The sequence below is a fragment of the Novosphingobium sp. PY1 genome (genome assembly GCF_017312445.1).
GTDB lineage: Bacteria > Pseudomonadota > Alphaproteobacteria > Sphingomonadales > Sphingomonadaceae > Novosphingobium.
The window spans coordinates 439593-456371 of the sequence record NZ_BLTI01000001.1; the positions used below are offsets into that span (position 1 = coordinate 439593).

At 60.3% G+C, this 16779-nt stretch carries 14 protein-coding genes; 6 read left to right on the top strand and 8 right to left on the bottom strand.

Translation table 11 applies throughout. The features are described from left to right. Positions 1 to 69: 69 nt before the first annotated feature. Positions 70 to 582 carry a MarR family winged helix-turn-helix transcriptional regulator gene (locus tag J3474_RS02060; protein WP_013832452.1) on the bottom strand — a complete coding sequence of 171 codons (513 nt, stop codon included), beginning with the start codon at positions 580 to 582 and terminating at the stop codon, positions 70 to 72. Between the two features lie 271 nt (positions 583 to 853). On the opposite strand from J3474_RS02060, the gene J3474_RS02065 reads away from it, so the two are divergent. From J3474_RS02065 to J3474_RS02075, 3 genes are read left to right on the top strand one after another with little or no spacing between them, the layout of a single operon-like run. Continuing rightward, positions 854 to 1246, top strand: a complete 393-nt coding sequence (locus tag J3474_RS02065; RefSeq protein ID WP_207092923.1) for a nuclear transport factor 2 family protein — start codon at positions 854 to 856, stop codon at positions 1244 to 1246. A gap of 11 nt (positions 1247 to 1257) precedes the next feature. Next, positions 1258 to 2007, top strand: coding sequence for an SDR family oxidoreductase (locus J3474_RS02070; protein WP_207092924.1), 750 nt, complete (start codon positions 1258 to 1260; stop codon positions 2005 to 2007). Positions 2008 to 2021: 14 nt separating this feature from the next. Next, on the top strand, positions 2022 to 2528 hold the full coding sequence (locus J3474_RS02075) for a DUF3237 domain-containing protein (RefSeq protein ID WP_013832455.1): 507 nt from the start codon (positions 2022 to 2024) through the stop codon (positions 2526 to 2528). A gap of 66 nt (positions 2529 to 2594) precedes the next feature. Here J3474_RS02075 and J3474_RS02080 read toward each other — a convergent pair whose 3' ends face one another. From J3474_RS02080 to J3474_RS02090, 3 genes are all read right to left on the bottom strand, one after another. Beyond that, positions 2595 to 4982 (bottom strand): TonB-dependent receptor, encoded by a 2388-nt coding sequence (locus J3474_RS02080; protein ID WP_207092925.1) that lies wholly within the window; start codon positions 4980 to 4982, stop codon positions 2595 to 2597. Between the two features lie 277 nt (positions 4983 to 5259). Then, positions 5260 to 7458: a PQQ-dependent dehydrogenase, methanol/ethanol family gene (locus J3474_RS02085; protein WP_207092926.1), complete on the bottom strand. Its 2199-nt coding sequence runs from the start codon at positions 7456 to 7458 to the stop codon at positions 5260 to 5262. Continuing rightward, entirely contained in the window at positions 7455 to 8369 is a 915-nt protein-coding gene (locus tag J3474_RS02090) for an NAD(P)H-binding protein (protein ID WP_207092927.1), read from the bottom strand. The genes J3474_RS02085 and J3474_RS02090 overlap by 4 nt, the downstream gene beginning before the upstream one ends. A 96-nt stretch (positions 8370 to 8465) precedes the next feature. On the opposite strand from J3474_RS02090, the gene J3474_RS02095 reads away from it, so the two are divergent. Further along, positions 8466 to 8966: a nuclear transport factor 2 family protein gene (locus tag J3474_RS02095; protein WP_013832459.1), complete on the top strand. Its 501-nt coding sequence runs from the start codon at positions 8466 to 8468 to the stop codon at positions 8964 to 8966. 43 nt (positions 8967 to 9009) lie between these two features. Here J3474_RS02095 and J3474_RS02100 read toward each other — a convergent pair whose 3' ends face one another. Genes J3474_RS02100 through J3474_RS02110 form a run of 3 tightly spaced genes read right to left on the bottom strand, consistent with a single transcriptional unit; the run spans position 9010 to position 11500 of the window. After that, the gene (locus J3474_RS02100) at positions 9010 to 9543 is read right to left on the bottom strand and encodes a hypothetical protein (protein ID WP_207092928.1); all 534 of its coding nucleotides are present in this window, start codon (positions 9541 to 9543) and stop codon (positions 9010 to 9012) included. Then, complete coding sequence (locus J3474_RS02105) at positions 9540 to 9956, bottom strand: cytochrome c (RefSeq protein WP_207092929.1); 417 nt, start codon at positions 9954 to 9956, stop codon at positions 9540 to 9542. The genes J3474_RS02100 and J3474_RS02105 overlap by 4 nt, the downstream gene beginning before the upstream one ends. Next, positions 9953 to 11500, bottom strand: coding sequence for an FAD-binding oxidoreductase (locus tag J3474_RS02110; protein ID WP_207092930.1), 1548 nt, complete (start codon positions 11498 to 11500; stop codon positions 9953 to 9955). The genes J3474_RS02105 and J3474_RS02110 overlap by 4 nt, the downstream gene beginning before the upstream one ends. 360 nt (positions 11501 to 11860) lie before the next feature. On the opposite strand from J3474_RS02110, the gene J3474_RS02115 reads away from it, so the two are divergent. Further along, a complete protein-coding gene (locus J3474_RS02115; RefSeq protein WP_013832463.1) occupies positions 11861 to 13258 on the top strand; it encodes an aminomethyltransferase family protein in 1398 nt (465 codons plus the stop codon). Between the two features lie 73 nt (positions 13259 to 13331). Here the strand turns inward: J3474_RS02115 and J3474_RS02120 are convergent, their stop codons facing one another. Continuing rightward, positions 13332 to 14123, bottom strand: coding sequence for a CmcJ/NvfI family oxidoreductase (locus tag J3474_RS02120; RefSeq protein ID WP_207092931.1), 792 nt, complete (start codon positions 14121 to 14123; stop codon positions 13332 to 13334). A gap of 246 nt (positions 14124 to 14369) precedes the next feature. On the opposite strand from J3474_RS02120, the gene J3474_RS02125 reads away from it, so the two are divergent. Beyond that, the gene (locus J3474_RS02125) at positions 14370 to 16772 is read left to right on the top strand and encodes a TonB-dependent receptor (RefSeq protein WP_242528146.1); all 2403 of its coding nucleotides are present in this window, start codon (positions 14370 to 14372) and stop codon (positions 16770 to 16772) included. Positions 16773 to 16779: the final 7 nt, after the last annotated feature.

Consider the following 16779-nt stretch of genomic DNA (forward strand, 5'->3'; position numbering starts at 1 on the left):
GCGGTTTATCAGAATCATAATAACGTTCGTTATTATACATTGGTCGCTGTTGCAAGCGAGGCGCCTCGCTCAGGGTGTTGGCGCCTGTTTGTTCTCGGGCTTCGTGAACTCCAGGAAGCTGGAGTGTCCGTTCTCGTCCGTCGCTTCGAGTGCAGCGATGAGGGTGTCCAGGATGTGATCGAGCATGGCAATTTCATGGGGTTGCAGGTTGCACAACATGTAGTCTGCCACTCTTCCTGCGTTCGGTTGCAGAGCCCGGTAGAGGCGCTGGCCTTCGTTAGTGAGAGTGATCTGCTTGCGCCTGCGGTTTGCGGGGTCTCGTTCGATGCGGATGCGGTCCTGGCGCTCTAGCGTGATGGCTGCCCTGGAAACGCTCATGGCGGACACACCGGTTCTTTCGACTATCTCATGACTGGCAGCGCGCCCGAGGTGGCCGACGAGCATCAGCACGCGGAATTCGTTGAGGCTGATCCTGTGCTGGTCTTCAAGGTGCGCGGAGAACGGGGCCAGCAGCCGGTTCGACAGCTTGAGCACTCGGTGGAGGATCTTCGCGCGGGGGCTGGTGGTGGTTGCCTTCTTCATCTTGTGTTCTCCCGCGCCCTTTCAACGCTCCTGCCGGCTGTGACGGTAACGGTTTGCATTAATGCTATATCGAACCTTGAGGGCCTGAGGCACGGATTAGCGCGCCATTGCGGTGTTTCCTTCAGCCATCTTTACACTTGCAATGACTGTATCAATAACTATCGTTATCAACTTAGCGTGTCCAGAAGATCTTCACGCAGCTTATGATGATTGTCCGGGCGTAAGCGGCACGACAGGTGCACGAATGGGATGGGAATGGCAGGCAATGCGAATGGAGACATGGACCGAGCAGGAGCACGCCAATGTCCGGCATGTCCGCGCAATGTTCGACCAGGTCCTCAATGCGCTTGATGCCGAAGCGGCGCATGAGTTCATTGACCGTGAATATATCCAGCACAACCAGGCGGTGGGCCAGGGACTCGAGCCGCTCCAGGCCTTGCTTCGTCGAATTCGCAGCGAAACTCCGCAGGCCGTGCACGATATCAAACGGATCTTCGCTGACGCAGACCACGTGATCGTCCACTATCACGTCCGGCGCTGGCCGCAGGACCGAGGTTGGGCCGTGGTCGACATCTTCCGCCTCTCAGGCGGCATGATCGTGGAGCACTGGGACGTCGTTCAGGACGTCCCGGAAGATAGTCCAAACCCCCTGGGCCCGTTTTGAGGAGGATAAAGATGCGTTTCGCAGACAGGAAAGTCCTGGTCCTGGGAGGCAATAGCGGGATCGGTCTTGCCTGTGCGCATGCCTTCGCGCGTGAAGGTGGCGCAGTGCGGATCACCGGACGCAATCCGGCGACACTTGCACGGGCGACGCGGGACTTGCCCGGCAGCAGGGGCGACAGCGTCGATATATCCGACATGAACGCGATGAAGAATTACTTCAGCGTGCTCGAACGCGAGTGGGACAACTTGGATGTTTTGGTCGTCAATGCAGGAATGGGCGGCTTTTCTACCGTCGACGATCTTGCCGTCGACTACTGGGATGAAGTCCATGCCATCAATTTGCGCGGCTGCGTTTTCGCGATGCAACAGGCTGCGCGGCTCATGGGAGAGGGCGGCGCGATCGTCGTGACCGGCTCGATCGGCGGTCACGCTTTCGTTCCGGGCAACCTGGCCTATGGTTCGGCCAAGGCTGGACTTGCGTTCTCCATGAGGCAGTTTGCCGGCGAGCTGGTCGAGCGCGGAATTCGGGTGAACATGGTGAGCCCCGGGCCGATCGAAACGCCCTTGCTCTATCGCAACCCGGGCATGAGCGAGGATGAGGTGGCGGCCATGCGCAAGCAGATGGTCGCCGCCGTGCCGATGAAACGGATGGGCCGCCCGGAAGAAGTCGCCGCCGCCGTGCTCTTCCTTGCATCCGGGGAGGCCAGTTTCATTACCGCCGCCAATCTTTTCGTCGATGGCGGTGCCGTCGAAATCGGATGAGGATAGATCCAGATATGCATGAAGGCCCGTTTTCCACTCTCGACAATCCGCGTCTCGAATTCGCCATGGAAGTGCGTCTAACGTTTCCGCGGGTGCAGACGATTGTCGGGACACCCATGGGCGGTAACCGCAGCGCGGTGTACGTCGAAGGAGGAACTTTCGAAGGACCCAATATCAAGGGAACGGCCGTGCCCGGATCGGGCGGCGACTACGCCTATTTTCGGCCGGACGACGTTGCCGTCTTCGATGCCCGCTACATGCTCGAGGAATGCGACGGGACCCTGATCCTGCTCAACAACCGCGGCTTTCTGTGGGGGCGCAGGCCCGACACGATGGAGCGGCTGCGCGACTGGGCTTTCAAGGAGGGCGAGCCTGTCGACCAGCAGGAATACTATCTGCGCGGAAATCCTACGTTCGAATGTCCGGTCGGCAAGCATGACTGGTTGACCAAGCATGTTTTCATCGGCGTTGGCGAGCGAAGGGCCGATGGAAATGTCCTGCGTTACTACGCCCTGACCTGAGGATGTGTGTACGGCGCAAGGGGCGCCGTACACTGCCATTCCTCTCAAGCGGGTGCCGGTCTCGCTTCAGAAGTTCCTTCGAAGCGAGACGAACCATTCACGCGGCCTCCCGACCGTGCCGGAGCTGACCCCGTAGTTGGCCACGTTTTCGCTTGCGCCGGTGTAGTAGAACTTGTCGAACAGGTTCGTTGCACCGGCGCTCAATTGCCAGGACTTGTCCGGGGAATCATAGGTTACGCGCAAGTTGAACAGGTTGCGCGCGGCAACGCGGTTGTATTCGTTGTTGATCGATCCGAAGTAGAACGACGACTGGTAGTTCCAATCGAACCGGGGAGTAATCGTGCCCCAATTCTCGCCCAGGTTGGCCGCATACTGGATGCCTGCACTCGCCTGCCATGATGGATTGAAGGGTGCCTTGAAGTCTTTCTCGACCAGTGTGGTCGCATCGACCCGCGTGTATTTGAAGTGCAGGTAGCCGGTCGAAGCGTCGATTGTGAGGCCGTAGACAGGTTCTGCGAAGAATTCCGCTTCGATACCCCACGTCTTTGCATCGCCGGCATTCGCGGGTTGCGAGCAGGTTGTGCTGGCGCTTTCCGGGCATAGATAGCGATTGATCTGGATGTCCCGGTAATCGTTGTAGAACACCGTGCCGTTCAGGCGAATGCGATTCTCGAAAAGATCCGACTTGAATCCCGCTTCATAGGTCGTCAGTGTTTCCGGCTTGAAGCTCACGATCTGGTCGGGCGTATAGGGTCGCGGATTGATGCCGCCGCCCTTGTAGCCCGTAGCCACTTGCGCATAGGCCATTACGGACGGACTGAACCGGTAGTTCACGCCAAGGCGATAGTCGAGGCGGTCACCCTTGAAAGTTCCGCTCTGGCCATCGAGGCCAACGATCAGGAAATTGTCCGTCAGGAATTCCCCGGTTGGCAAGGAACCATCGACGTTCCTTCGACTGAATCCGTAGGTCTTGCGGTCATCGGTGTAGCGCAGGCCGCCGATCAGGTTGAGGTTGGAGCTCAGGTGCAACTCAGTGTGCAGGAAGCCTGAAATGCTGCGGTTGGTGACAGGATCGTCCTGCACGAAGTTAAAGAATGCATTGGGAATGAGGACGCGACCCGAGAAGCGATCGTGAGCATCGTAGTAGTAGGCTCCGGTGGTGAAGTCGACGAGTGTGCCGATCCGTCCCGAGATGCGCAGTTCCTGCGTGAATTGCCGGTGTTCGTAGTCGAACTCCTGCACGAGGATCGATAGGGGCGAGCCGTCGAGATCGATGCCGGTGCGTCCTGTCGCTTTCCGGTAGGCGGTAATCGACTTCATGCTGAGGTCGCCGGTCAACTCATAGTCCACGGTTCCCGCCACGCCCCAGCTTTTCGCGGAGCTGTCGGGGCTGGAATTGAAGCTGCCCGGCTCGACCTGATAGTTTGTTCCGAAGACCGTCGTGTAATTGCCGCCAGCTGCATAATTCGCGTAACTCGAATAGGCGTGGCGGCCGGTCAGGAAGCGATCATCCAGTGGGATGCCGCCCGTCGGGTCGCCCGCCACGTAGCTGCGCGTGTTGGGATTGTCGGCATAGAGCAGTTTGGTGGCGACCTGGTCGGACGTGTTGTGTGCGTAGTCTGCAACAACGTTCACTTCGAGCGATGAGCCGACCGGTGCATAGCGAAGCGCCAGGCGCGTTCCCTTGACGTCGACGCCGCCTTCCGTGCCGACCTTGCAGTCTCCGCCGGAACCGGTCGACGCGATACCGGAGTCCGGGAAGACGCAGCCATAGTCGAGCAGATCGAAATAGCCGTCGGTATGCTTGGAGACGCCGGAAACCCTGGCATAGAACCCGTCGGCAATGACGAAGCCGGCGCTGCCTCTCAAATCGATCCGGCCGAAACTGCCCGTGGTCGCTTCGACGAAGCCGTCCGTGTCCTCATCCGGCTTGCGGCTGAACAGCTTGACCGACCCGCCAATGGAGTTCTTGCCGGACAGAGTGCCTTGCGGTCCGCGCAGGACTTCGACGCGGTCGAGGTCATTGAGGTCGAGGATCGCGCCGAAAGTGGTGCCGTAATAGACATCGTCGATGTAGATGCCTACGCCCGGTTCGAGCGCGAAGCTGGAATCGCTTTGTCCGATACCTCGAATATAGGCCTGCACTGCACTCCCGTTCAGGCCCGTCGCTTCGGAGAGATTGACGTTGGGCGCGATGGCCGTGAGGTCGGTGACGCTGTCGACGTTCTTGGCCGCCAGTTGCGAACCGGTCGTTGCGGTGATGGCAATTGGCGTGTCCTGAAGGCGCTGGGCACGGAATTGCGCGGTTACGATGATTTCCGGCGCGGAGACGTTCTCTTGCGGCGCATCGCCGGATGCGACGTCCTGTCCGTATGCTTCGCTCGAAAAAAGTGACAGGGCGATCGCGGCCAGCGCTGCGCCATGACAAGAATAGCCGCCTAACTTGCGTTTCATAGATGCTTCCTCCCTTCGGAACCCGATCGCCGCAGTCTCTGACAGGCCGGCCTGCTGCAGGCGGCAAGGCGCACATTCGCTGTCCGGTGTCGGGGCCGTGATTGCATTGTCGCCCGGGTTAGCGGGGCATTGTGCCGCAATGGATATGCAATTCTGCTTTGCTAGGCCGCTGAAGACAGGCTTCGACAGGACTGCATATCATGCTGTCAACAAAGATAACGTTCGTTATGAATGTGTCAATGCGATTCGTTGTCGGTGATGGCGGGTGGCAGGTCGATCAATATCCGGCCCGGGCGCCCGAGGGACCCGCGCCAAGCGGCTTGCCATCCGCCTTGAGGCGCAGTTCACGGGCTCGCAGCTTCGTCTGCTCATCGATCAGGTAGGCATGGATGGCTTTCGTGTCGTCCTTGGAAAGCAGATCGTCCCAGCGTGGCATTCCAGCCGGAAGAAACAGGCCATCCATTACGATATCGTCAAACGCCGCATGGGTTTCCGGGCTCATGCGTCTGAGGTCGGGCAGGGCCGCCCGCGGCTGGTTGGCGTGGCAAAGAATGCAAGTGCCCATGAATAAGGCTTGGCCGCGCGCAATGGTGGCAGGCGTGACACCCGGGGCTTGAGGCGGGGCAGCCGGGGCCACTTCGAGCGGGCCCAGCGGTTCGGGCTTGCGGACTTCACCTCCGTCCAGCTTGAAGACCAACAAACGGTTCGCATTGCCGTATGTGTAGGCGGCGGAATAGGCGGGAACCGAGCCCCAGCCGCCACCGCCGAAGCCGGCGGCCACGGCGACATATTGCACGCCGTCGATCCGGTAGGTCATGGGTGCGGCCATGATCGAGCTGCCGGTGTCGATCTGCTTCAGTACCTTGCCAGTGTCGGCATCGCGGGCAATGAATTTCCCGCCGACGGAGCCGTGAAATATCAGGCCGGCCTTGGTCGCGAGCACACCGGGCCGGTCCTGCCAGCCTTCGGTTTCGACCGCCCATTTCGCCTTGCCCGTCAGAGGATCGATCGCGCGTAGCTGCGAGCTATAGGGCTTGTCCTTGACCCACTGCCATTCCGGCAGGGCCCTGACCTGATCCTGCAGCGGCTTCGGCAAGGACGGCATGGCCGTCTGCAGATCTGCAGTGAACATCAGTGCCGCCGATACGTTCAGACCCTTCTTGCGCCGGGGATCGCCTTTTTCGAGCGGGGGCGTAGTGAACATGAGGTTGCCCATGTCGAGCACCGAGGCGAAGTAGAGGCCTCGATCCGGATCGAATGCTGCCGGATACCAGTTGCGTGCGCCGGACGAGGCGGGAAAGACGATCTTGGGACCTTGCCAGTAGGCCGAGCCCGCGGGCGTCTTCTTGGGGAGGCCGGTGCTGAGATCGAAGTCCTTCGCCCAACTGGTGCGAACCAGCGCGTTGATGGCCAGCGGTTTTCCGGTTTCCCGGTCCAGCACGAAAAGGAAGCCGTTCTTGGGCGAATGGATCAGGACGGGGCGCATCTTCCCGTTCACTTCGAGGTCGGCGAACAGCATCGGCTGCGTGGCCGTATAGTCCCAGGCGTCGCCGGGTGTTTCCTGGTAATGCCACTTGACCCGTCCGGTCTTGCGGTCGAGCGCGACGAGCGATGACAGGTAGAGGTTGCTGCCGCCGCCCGGCGAGCGCCGCGTGATGTTATAGGGGCCGCCATTGCCGACGCCGATAATGACGGTGTCGAAGCGCGGGTCGTAATTGATCGCATCCCAGACGGTGCCGCCGCCGCCGATGTCCCAGCGGCTGTCTGCTGCCCATGTCCTGACCGCCGCTTCCAGCTCCAGATTCTCTTGCGGGCCGAGCTTGGGATCGTGCGGTACCGTGAAGAAGCGCCAGACCTGCCGACCGGTCTTCAGGTCGTAGGCGGTGACGTAGCCGCGCGCATCGAACTCAGCACCGGCATTGCCGATCACGACGAGGTCGCCGGCCACTTCCGGGGCGCCGGTAATGGTGTAGCCGCGCGTATGGTCGGCAACGGTGTCGACATTCCATGCGACTTCGCCGGTCTTGGCATCCAGAGCGTAGAGCCGGCCGTCCAGCGTGCCGACGAAGACCTTGCCGTCTGCCACGGCGACGCCGCGATTGGCCTGGTCGCAGCAGGCCGTGCGATTGACCTGCATGTCGACTTCGGGCTCGAAGGTCCACTTCGGTTTTCCGGATGCGGCGTCGAGTGCGTACACGCGGCCCAGATTGCCGCTCGTGTACATCATGCCGTCGATGACGACGGGCGTTGCTTCCTGCACGCGGTTGGTGCCGAGGTCATAGGACCAGGCGAGGCCGAGCCGGGAAACGTTGCCTTTGTCGATCTGGGTCAGCGCCGAATAATGCGATGCATCGCTATCACCCTTGGGTGATGGCCAGTCGTCTCCCGTTCCCTCATCCGGCGCGCTTGGTGAGCAGCCCGCAAGAAGTGCAAGGGGCAGGACGAAGCCGCACAGCCGCACCGTCAAATGCTTCATTTGGGCCAGGCTCCGCAATGCTGCAGCATGACTTCACGCAAGGAGCGCGGGGGGTGACCGGTCAGGCGATCGACGTGATCCGTGGCCTGCGCGAAGTACCCTTCGCGTATGGCGGTGCCGAAGGTTACCATGTCGTCGCTGGACCACGGAATGGGGCCATCGGGGATGATGTCGGATGCGTGGCGGGGGACGCCGAGCGAATCGAAGTAGGCGAACATGCCCTCGTCATCGACCTGTTCGACTTCGATCGGCTTTCCGGCGATCTCGCTGGCCATGGCGAGAGCTTCGGGCACGGAGAGCGCTTCGGGCCCGGTCAGCGTATAGGCCTTGCAGCCGTGGCCTTCCTGGGTCAGCACACCGACTGCGGATGAAACGCAGTCGTCCCGGCTCACGAATGCGACCTTGCCGTCCCCGCAGTTGTCCGGCTTGCGGCCGCTGGCGAGGGCGGGGATCACCATCGCCAGCGCCACCGCTTCGGAATACTGGCTGTCGCGCAAGTGGGTCCACTGAGCACCCGAACCCTCGATGATTTCTTCCGTCGCGCGGTGATCCAGCTTGACGATCGCCGGATTGGCCGGGGCGTCGGCGGACATGAGCGAGGTATAGGCGATGTGTCGAACCCCGGCAGCGACGGCGGCTTTGACCGCATTGCGATGCTGCGAGACCCGGGTGCCCACACGCGCCGTGCTGATCAGCAGCATGCGCTCGCCGCCTTCCATAGCCTGGGGCAGGGAGGTCGGATCGTCGAAGTCGGCCTGGCGCACGATCGCGCCGGCTTCCGCGAAGTGTTTGAGCTTGTCCGGTGTGCGCGACAGGAGGATGAGATCTTCCGCCGCGCAGCGGTCGAGCAGAAGTTCGGCGGCTGCATTGCCAAATGCGCCAGAAGCGCCGGTGACGATAATCTTGCCCACTTGTCCTCTCTTTCAACGAGCCCGGATGTATCAGGCTGCTTGCCGATAAACGTAACGAATGTTATGTTTTGGTCAAGTTGTCGATTTGAGGAGATGATGACATTGTTGTTACCGCTTGAAGACCGCCTGGCCCTCCAGGACCTGATTGCCGATTACAGCTGGGCGCTCGACACCGGGGACGTCGATGCCCTTGTCGCCTGTTTCACGCCCGATGCGCGCATGGTCGAGGAAGTGTTTGAGGATCCCGATATCTGGGAAGGGCACGAGGGTATTCGCGGGATCGCTGAACATTATCGCAATGCCCCCGGATTTCCGGGGCGGCAGCATCATGTCACGCAGATCCAGTTCAGGCCGCAGGACGACGGCTCGGTCAAGATGCGCGCTTTCGCCTTTGTTACCGAATGCGATGGTGAGCCCCCCTATGTGCTGCGCTTTACCGGCTGGTATGACGATCATGCGGTCAAGTGCGAGGACGAACGCTGGCGCTTCCATCGTCGTACGGTCCGCTTGTGGGACGGAGAGATCCTGAAGAACTTTCCGGGCAAGGGCGAATGGGTGCCGCGCAAACGCCCGGAATCGCTCGTCATCGATCGGTGAGCAATGGGGCTGGGCGTGTCTGGCGTCCGGCCCCGCAAGCGCTTCAGGAAACGCGCGCGAACACCCAGCTGAATGCGCCATCGGCGAGATTGGCTCTTCTTGCGGGTGGCGGTGCGGTTGTTTCATTTTGCGAGAGGTCGGCAAAGGCTTCAGGCCAGAATGCCCCGGCCGCAGCAACAAGCGACGGCATGCTTAGATTGGCCCTGTCATGATGCACGGTTGCGGCACTGCACGCGCTGTGTTGGACCAGCACAGTCTCTGCAAAACGGTATTCGCGCGCGACTTCCTCGAAAAGCAGATATTCGGCGTGGCGGGTCACGCCGAATATCCGGGAAGGTCCCGCGTCCAGCATTTTCGTGAACAGTCGCACCCGGTCGCCTTCTATGGGGATCGACCGGGCGCCCAGAGCCATGGCGCGAGAAGCGAAGCAGCAGGCGGCCGGAAGCGTCGTGTCATGAACGAGATGCGTAGTATGCTTGCCGTTCGTGGAGAAAAGCGGCAGCGATCCGCTCAACATCGCAAGAGGCGCCGTGCAGGCTGCCGCGCTCAAGGCTTGCCGACGCGAAAGCCAGGTCATGGCTGCTCCTTCGATGTCGTCTTGGAGGGGGTGGCGGGATCGTGTGCGAGGTATGCGGCAATCTGGTCCATCTCCTCGTCGCTCACCTCGCCTCGCGGAACTGCCGGCATGTTGCCGATCCCCATGCGGGCTGCCTGGATAACGAACTCTGTCGTCAGGTCCTCACGCTTTTCCAGCAGCGGTTGTTCGGATCGCCGGGCGAGCAGGCCAGTGCCCATGCCTCCAGCGGTGTGGCACATCGCGCATTTCTCGATGAAGAGACGCTCGCCCGGACTCGCATCGGGCCGCGCATTGAGGGTTACCGGTGCCGGCGGTCCGGCGGGTGGCGCCTGGTTCGAAGCAGTTTCGTCCGATACGCTGCATCCGCTGAGCAGCGCGAGGCCGCTGAGCAAAGCCAGGGGTTTGAAGTTCATGTGCGCGCTCCCCCGGTCTTGCCCGGCCAGATGCCGCTCTTGCCAGGGGCAATGATGCCGACCGGGTCGAGCGCATCCTTCACCCGCTGGTTCAATTTCGCGAGGGCGTTACCGTTGAAGTCGTATGTCGAGGCGACGAGATCCATGTAGTCGAGGTGGGTTCGATACTCGCCGTATCCCTGGGCCCGGGCGTCGGCGATCAGCGTCTTGAGGAACGGATCGACCTTCTTCATCATTGCCGGGTCGTCCTTGTTCAGCAGGACCGCATTGACGTTGATCAGGTGGCGTTCGCCGAAGGCGAAGCTCGCCTGGTAATCCATGCCGTATTCGCGATAGCGCTCGTAGGTCCGCTTGAACTGTTCCATGGCAGCCTTGCCGGACTGGGGCAGGACCGGGGAGAATCCGATATGGCCGCCGCGTCCGCCGTGCCAGTTGGCATTCTGCATGGGGAAGGTCAGCGGGGTGCCGGTCCAGCCCGAGGCTTCCAGTGGCTCGCCTTGCTTCCATTGGGCCGGTTTCTTGCTCATCGGCTTGAGCCGGTCCATCTCTCGTTCGAGAATCGCATAGGCAGCCTTGTTCACGTCTTCTCTGCCGTAGAGCCGCAGGCTCACGCCCCACCATCCCACCTTGTAGCGATTGCGGATCGCCTGGATGACCTTGTCGCTCAAAGCCCCGGGCTCGTCGGTCCACTGGTCCCTTGTGGTGAGGACCGCTGCAGCGCGGAGCCAGTTGCCGATGGTCGGCGATTGCTGCAGTAGCCCCTCGCGGCGCAAGGGGGCGATGGCGTCCACCAATGGGCCAAGATCGTCCGGACTATCGAACTCGATGTCCATGCCCATCAGCGACTCCGGCGCCGGCATCAGCCAGAGACCCATCTTGGTCACGATGCCGAAGTTCGACTGAACGAACAGCTGGTCCCAGGCAGGGCCGAAGCCATAGCGATAGAGCTGCCAGGTCGGCGAACCATCCAGCGCGCCCATGCCGGTTCGCACGAGCGTGCCATCGGCAAGCACCACTTCCATGCCGCAGATCTTGCTGGTGTTCTCTCCATAAGGTGTATAGCCGACGCCGCGGTCCAGCGCGTTGCCGACTACGGAGCCCCAGGAATTGCCCGGCGTCGAAAGCCAGTGCTTCATCCCGCGTGCCTGCAGGAAATCGTAAAGATCGTAGAACCCGACACCCGGCTCCAACAGGACAGTGCCGTTCGCTTCGTCGTACTCGATCTTCTTCATGCGAGAGAGGTCGAGGATCACCGAGCCTGCAAGCACGGGCGCGCTACCGCCATAGCCGAGATTCTTGCCGCGACTGATGGGCCAAAGCGGGATGCCGTTCTCTTGGGCGATGCGCAAGGCGGCCTGGATCTGCTCGACGCTTTCCGGCGCGATCGCACCGGCAGGCAAGTGGAAGGAGTCGTCGACTGCGAACTTGTCCCGATAGCTCGCGATATCCTCTTCGTTGAAGAAGACCTGCGACGCACCAAGGGCGGCGATGAACTGGTTCCTGGCGCGCTTGATCGTTGCGAGGTCCGGTAAGGGCGCGCTCATTGCTTGGCTCCCCTTGCGGGTCTGATGGCGCCGGGACGAGTTTGTCCGGCACGGTCTTCGCTTGCCTTGTTCGAGCCTATTGTTTGCATCCTGCTCCAAGCCCAAATTTCATCTTGTACAGTAACAAATGATATTTTTATGCGAAAATGCGACACTGTCAATCGTGGCATTTTCGCTGCGTATTATCGCGCATATCTGCTGCAATCGCAGCATCGGACTGGTGTCTGGGTGGATGAACATCATTTCATACGTGACGATCATTCTGGCAAACATTCCCCTTGTCTCAAGGGCCGTGCCGGTATTAGGCTGGGCGAAAGCGCCAAGAGGTTGTGCGCATGATGCGGGAGAATTTAGATGGCCATGAATCTTGAGCAGGTTTTGCAGGGCGCGGGTAATCCCGTCGAGATGCTGCGAAATTCGCAGTTGGGTGCCTACGTCTATCCTGTCGTGGCGCCGGAATTCTCGAACTGGCGTTCGGAGCAGTGGGCCTGGCAGAACAGTGCGGTTCTGTTCGATCAGTCCCACCACATGGTGAATTTGTATATCCGCGGAAAGGATGCCTTCAAGCTTCTGACCGATACCATGATCAATTCGCCCAAGGGGTGGGCGGTCGACAAGGCCAAGCAGTACGTGCCGACAACGCCGTATGGCCATGTCATCGGCGACGGGATCATCTTTTGGCTCGCTCCCGAAGAGTTCTGCTACGTCGGCCGCGCTCCGGCTTCGAACTGGCTGCGTTATCAGGCCGAGCAGGGCTACGATGTCGAACTCGAACTTGACGATCGTTCGCCGATGCGGCCCATGGGCAAGCCGGTGTCACGCTCGGTCTGGCGATTCCAGATCCAGGGTCCGAAGGCCTGGGACGTGATCGAGAAGCTCAATGGCGGACCGCTCGAGCAGCTGCGTTTCTTCAGCATGAGTACGATGCGAATCGCCGGCCGGGAAATCAGGACCTTGCGCCACGGCATGTCCGGCGCGCCGGGCCTTGAAATTTGGGGGCCTTATGAGGAGCAGGAGGAAGTCCGCGCGGCCATTCTCGAGGCAGGCAAGGAATTCGGCCTGATCGCCTGCGGCAGCCGCGCCTATCCTTCCAATACGCTGGAATCGGGTTGGATTCCCTCACCGCTGCCGGCGATCTACACGGGCGAGAAGCTCAAGGGCTATCGCGAATGGCTGGGGGCTGACAGTTATGAAGCGACGGGGTCGATCGGTGGCAGCTTCGTCTCGCAGTCGATCGAGGACTATTACCTCAATCCCTGGGAACTGGGTTATGGCCCCTTCGTGAAGTTCGACCACGACTTCCATGGGCGCGAGGCGCTTGAAGCGATCGATCCGGCTGAGCAGCGCAGGAAGGTGACCCTGGCCTGGCACCCTGAGGACATGGCAAAGATCATGGCATCGCTGTTCGATCCGGATGGCGAGCAGTACAAGTTCTTCGACGTCCCCCTCGCGAACTATGCTTCGTCGAACTACGACCGCGTGACCGATGCCGACGGCAAGACGGTCGGCCTGTCGATGTTTACCGGCTACTCCTACAATGAGAAGCAGGCGCTTTCGCTGGCGACTATAGATCCTGAAATCCCCATCGGCAGCGAAGTGCAGGTTGTCTGGGGTGAAGAGGACGGCGGCACGCGCAAGACCACGGTCGAGCCTCACAAACAGCTCGCGGTGCGGGCCATCGTTTCGCCGGTTCCCTATTCGCGCGTGGCCCGTGAAACCTACCACGAAGGATGGCGTACCCAGCGCGTCGACGCCTGACTTCGCTAATCGTTAGGCGCCCCGCCAAAGCTTGTACGGACCTGTCCGTCTGGCTTTGGTGGGGCGTCTTGCATCAGAACCAGTATGCGATCGCCCGCTGTTCGATGGAGGCGCGCGGCACGGCGTGGTGCTTCGCGTCAGGATTGTCGAAGGCGACGTGTGGGACGCATCGAGCGACGTCCGGTGCGCTGTCGTACGTCTTGAATACAAGTGCTTCGCCCGGCGACATGTTGCTGAACCAGCACCAGCGATGTCGGGGGGAATGGGCCAGAACCAGCCCTTCGAATGACCAGAGGTCTTCTCCGTTGCGATCGAAGATGGCGTCTGCGGGAAACAGATCGTCTGGTGAGACGGTTCTTGCATCGCAAAGCGCCAGCGGAACGTCCTGGGGTGGAGGTGTGAGGATGCTCCAGATGTTGTAGTGCGCGCTGCGACTGGGTCTTGGTTGTCCGCCTGGTGCGAAGCGCCGGGAGAAGGTCTCGGCCGTTCGGCCGGAAACGTCGACATGTGCAAAGCGGGCTGGACGGGAATTGTCGAGCGTGCCGCAAAGGGGCGAGCGCTCCGAGAAGCGTTGTATGCCCCGTCCTGTCGGGATCACAAGATCCGCGCCGGTAACTTGGGTCAGAAGCGACGCCAGTTCATTCTGTCGTGAATCGGATGTCTGGCCATCAGCTGGCAGAATCTGCGTAGCCATAACATCCGATATGATTTGGAATCCTTCAAAATCGAGCGAGGCTTTCGATCCTCTGGCATCGTGAATCGGCATCGCTCTAGAGTCAATCGTGACGGTGTCGCGTGAAGTATCATTTGCGTGGTAGAGCATTCTGGAGGCTGTCCTTGCCGCGTAGGAGATTTCAGAAATCATAGATATTTCCTAATTTTAACAGTGTATAAAATACTTGGCGTCCCGCAGGAACGGGTCTCGAAATCCATGTTTCCGTGATTCTCATGCAGATGGCTGGCCGCGCTTCGATGGGATGGATGGGTAACATTCGTGACTATACTCTTGCCATCCAAAAATAGTATGTCATACAAACATAATGTCGCTATCCAGGCGACCACATGGCGCCGAGTTCGGAACACCGTCCGGGCGCCGGTTCAGGAGAGGACCATGATGCAGATCTTCACCAGGGCACGCTTGCGTCGCGTGTTGCTTGTAACGGTTTCGGGGAGCGGGTTGTTCGCTGCTGCGCCTGTCCTTGCACAGGACCTGCCCAATGAAGCGGAGCAGACAGAACGGGCGGAGCAATCGCCCTCTTTCAATGAAATCATCGTCACCGCACAGTTCCGCGCGCAGAACCTGCAGGATACGCCGCTGTCGATCACGGCAGTCGATGCAAACCTGTTGGCGTCAAGAAACCAGACGGACATTTCCCAGATCGCCGCTCAGGCGCCGAACGTTCAGCTTACGCAGATGGGCGGCGCCTTCGGCTCGTCGATGGCGGTCTATGTCCGCGGGATCGGGCAGTACGACTTCAACCCGGCCTACGAACCTGGCGTGGGTATGTATGTCGATGACGTTTACTATGCGACGCTGACCGGTTCGATCATGGACCTGCTCGATCTCGAACGTGTCGAAGTTCTGCGGGGGCCTCAAGGTACTCTGACCGGGCGCAACTCGATCGGCGGCGCGATCAAGCTGTTTTCGGTGAAGCCCAGCAACGAGAACAGCGGCTCGGTAGAGGTCGCCTACGGTTCGCGCGATCGCACGGACTTGCGCGGCAGTGCCAACTTCGTGCTGACAGACAACCTCTATGCCCGTATCGCTGCCGTCCACAAGCGGCAGGATGGCTACGTCGATCAGGTTGACTTCGGCTGCGCCAATCCCGGCAATCCGCTAGGCATCGGTGCTCGTCCATCTACGCCTTCGGATTGCGTCGTCGATAAGTTCGGCGAGAAGAACTATACGGGCCTTCGCGGTTCGCTCCGCTTCAATCCGGATGACAAGCTCGATTGGACGATCACGGGCGATTACACTTATGAAAATCGCTCCTACAGCGCGAGCGTCCTGACGGTCAACGATACGAGCAAGACCGACGGCGTCAATTTCATCTGCGGACGCTTCTGTACATACGCGGATTTCTTCGCACCGGCGGGCGGCATTATCGATCAGGCATATTACATGCCCAGCAAGACGAAGTTCGAGGGCTGGGGCGTTTCGAGCAACGTTAGCTACGAGTTCAGTTCCCATCTGAAGTTGCAGTCGATCACCGCTTACCGGCGTTATCGACAGGTCTTTGGCACCGACGACGATTTCACGCCCAATCCCAACATCGTCGGCGCTGGCTTCAATGACTTGAAGTTTCGCTTCTTCAGCCAGGAACTGCGCCTTTCCGGCGATATCGGGCCTGACGCGGAATGGACCCTGGGCGGCTTCTACAGCGATCAGAAGACTCTCTATTTCACGCGGCAGGATATCCGCTACATCGATTATGCCTTCTGCGGAGGCATGGGCGCTTGCAACCTGCAGTTCCAGGGCAACGATCCCGTGAATGCCGACAGCAAGGCGGTATTCGGTACGGTCATCGTGCGTCCGACTGCCGAGCTCACACTGACCGGCGGCTTGCGGTACACCAAGGAGCACAAGGACTATACATTCGTTCGAAAGGGCCTGGATGGGGGCGTGCTGAATGACAGCTTCGGGGTCGGCCTCCTCGATGGGCTCGTTGGCCTTTACGACGGTGATCGTGTCGACTGGCGTATTTCCGCCGACTATCGTTTCAGCCCCGAGATCATGGGTTATGCGACGGTGAGCACCGGCTTCAAGGGCGGCGGCGTTGTTGCGCGGCCTTTCACGGCTCTCCAGGCCATCAACGGTGCTTTCGATCCGGAGACGCTCACGGCCTATGAAATGGGCGTGAAGACCGACTTCCTCGGTCATCGTGTGCGCCTCAACCTCTCCGGGTTTTATAACGACTACAAGAATATCCAGTTGCCGATTTCGGACTGTTCGGTACTCGATGAAGTGCCGGTGGGAACGGGTACGAATACTTGCGCGGCAATCCAGAACGCAGGCGACGGCAAGATGTACGGCCTCGAGGCGGAGTTCTTCGCAAACTTCGTCGATGGTCTCGATATCGATGCGTCGCTCAGCTGGATCGATGGCAAGTGGAAACGGATCGATGAGGTTGTGGGCGGAGCCATCAAGATCGATGACCCGATTACCACGCCCAACTGGAAGTGGAGCGCAGGCATTCAGTATCGAGCCGATCTGGGCGAATCCGGATCGATCACGCCGCGCTTCGATCTTGCCTATACCGGCAAGCGCAGTGTGGGGCGTCTGACGCTCACCTCTCCGCTGGAATACCGGCCTGATTTCATCCTGGCGAATGCGCGGCTGACCTGGAAAAACAGGGACGAGGATCTTTCCATCTCCTTCGAAGTCCAGAACCTTTTCGACAAGTACTACCTGCTCCCACTGCGGTTCGTGGCTGTCTACGCCACGGCGGGGACCGGGTACAGCACGGTTGGGCGACCGCGCGAATGGGCCGTGACCGCCCGGAAGACCTTTTGATCATTCC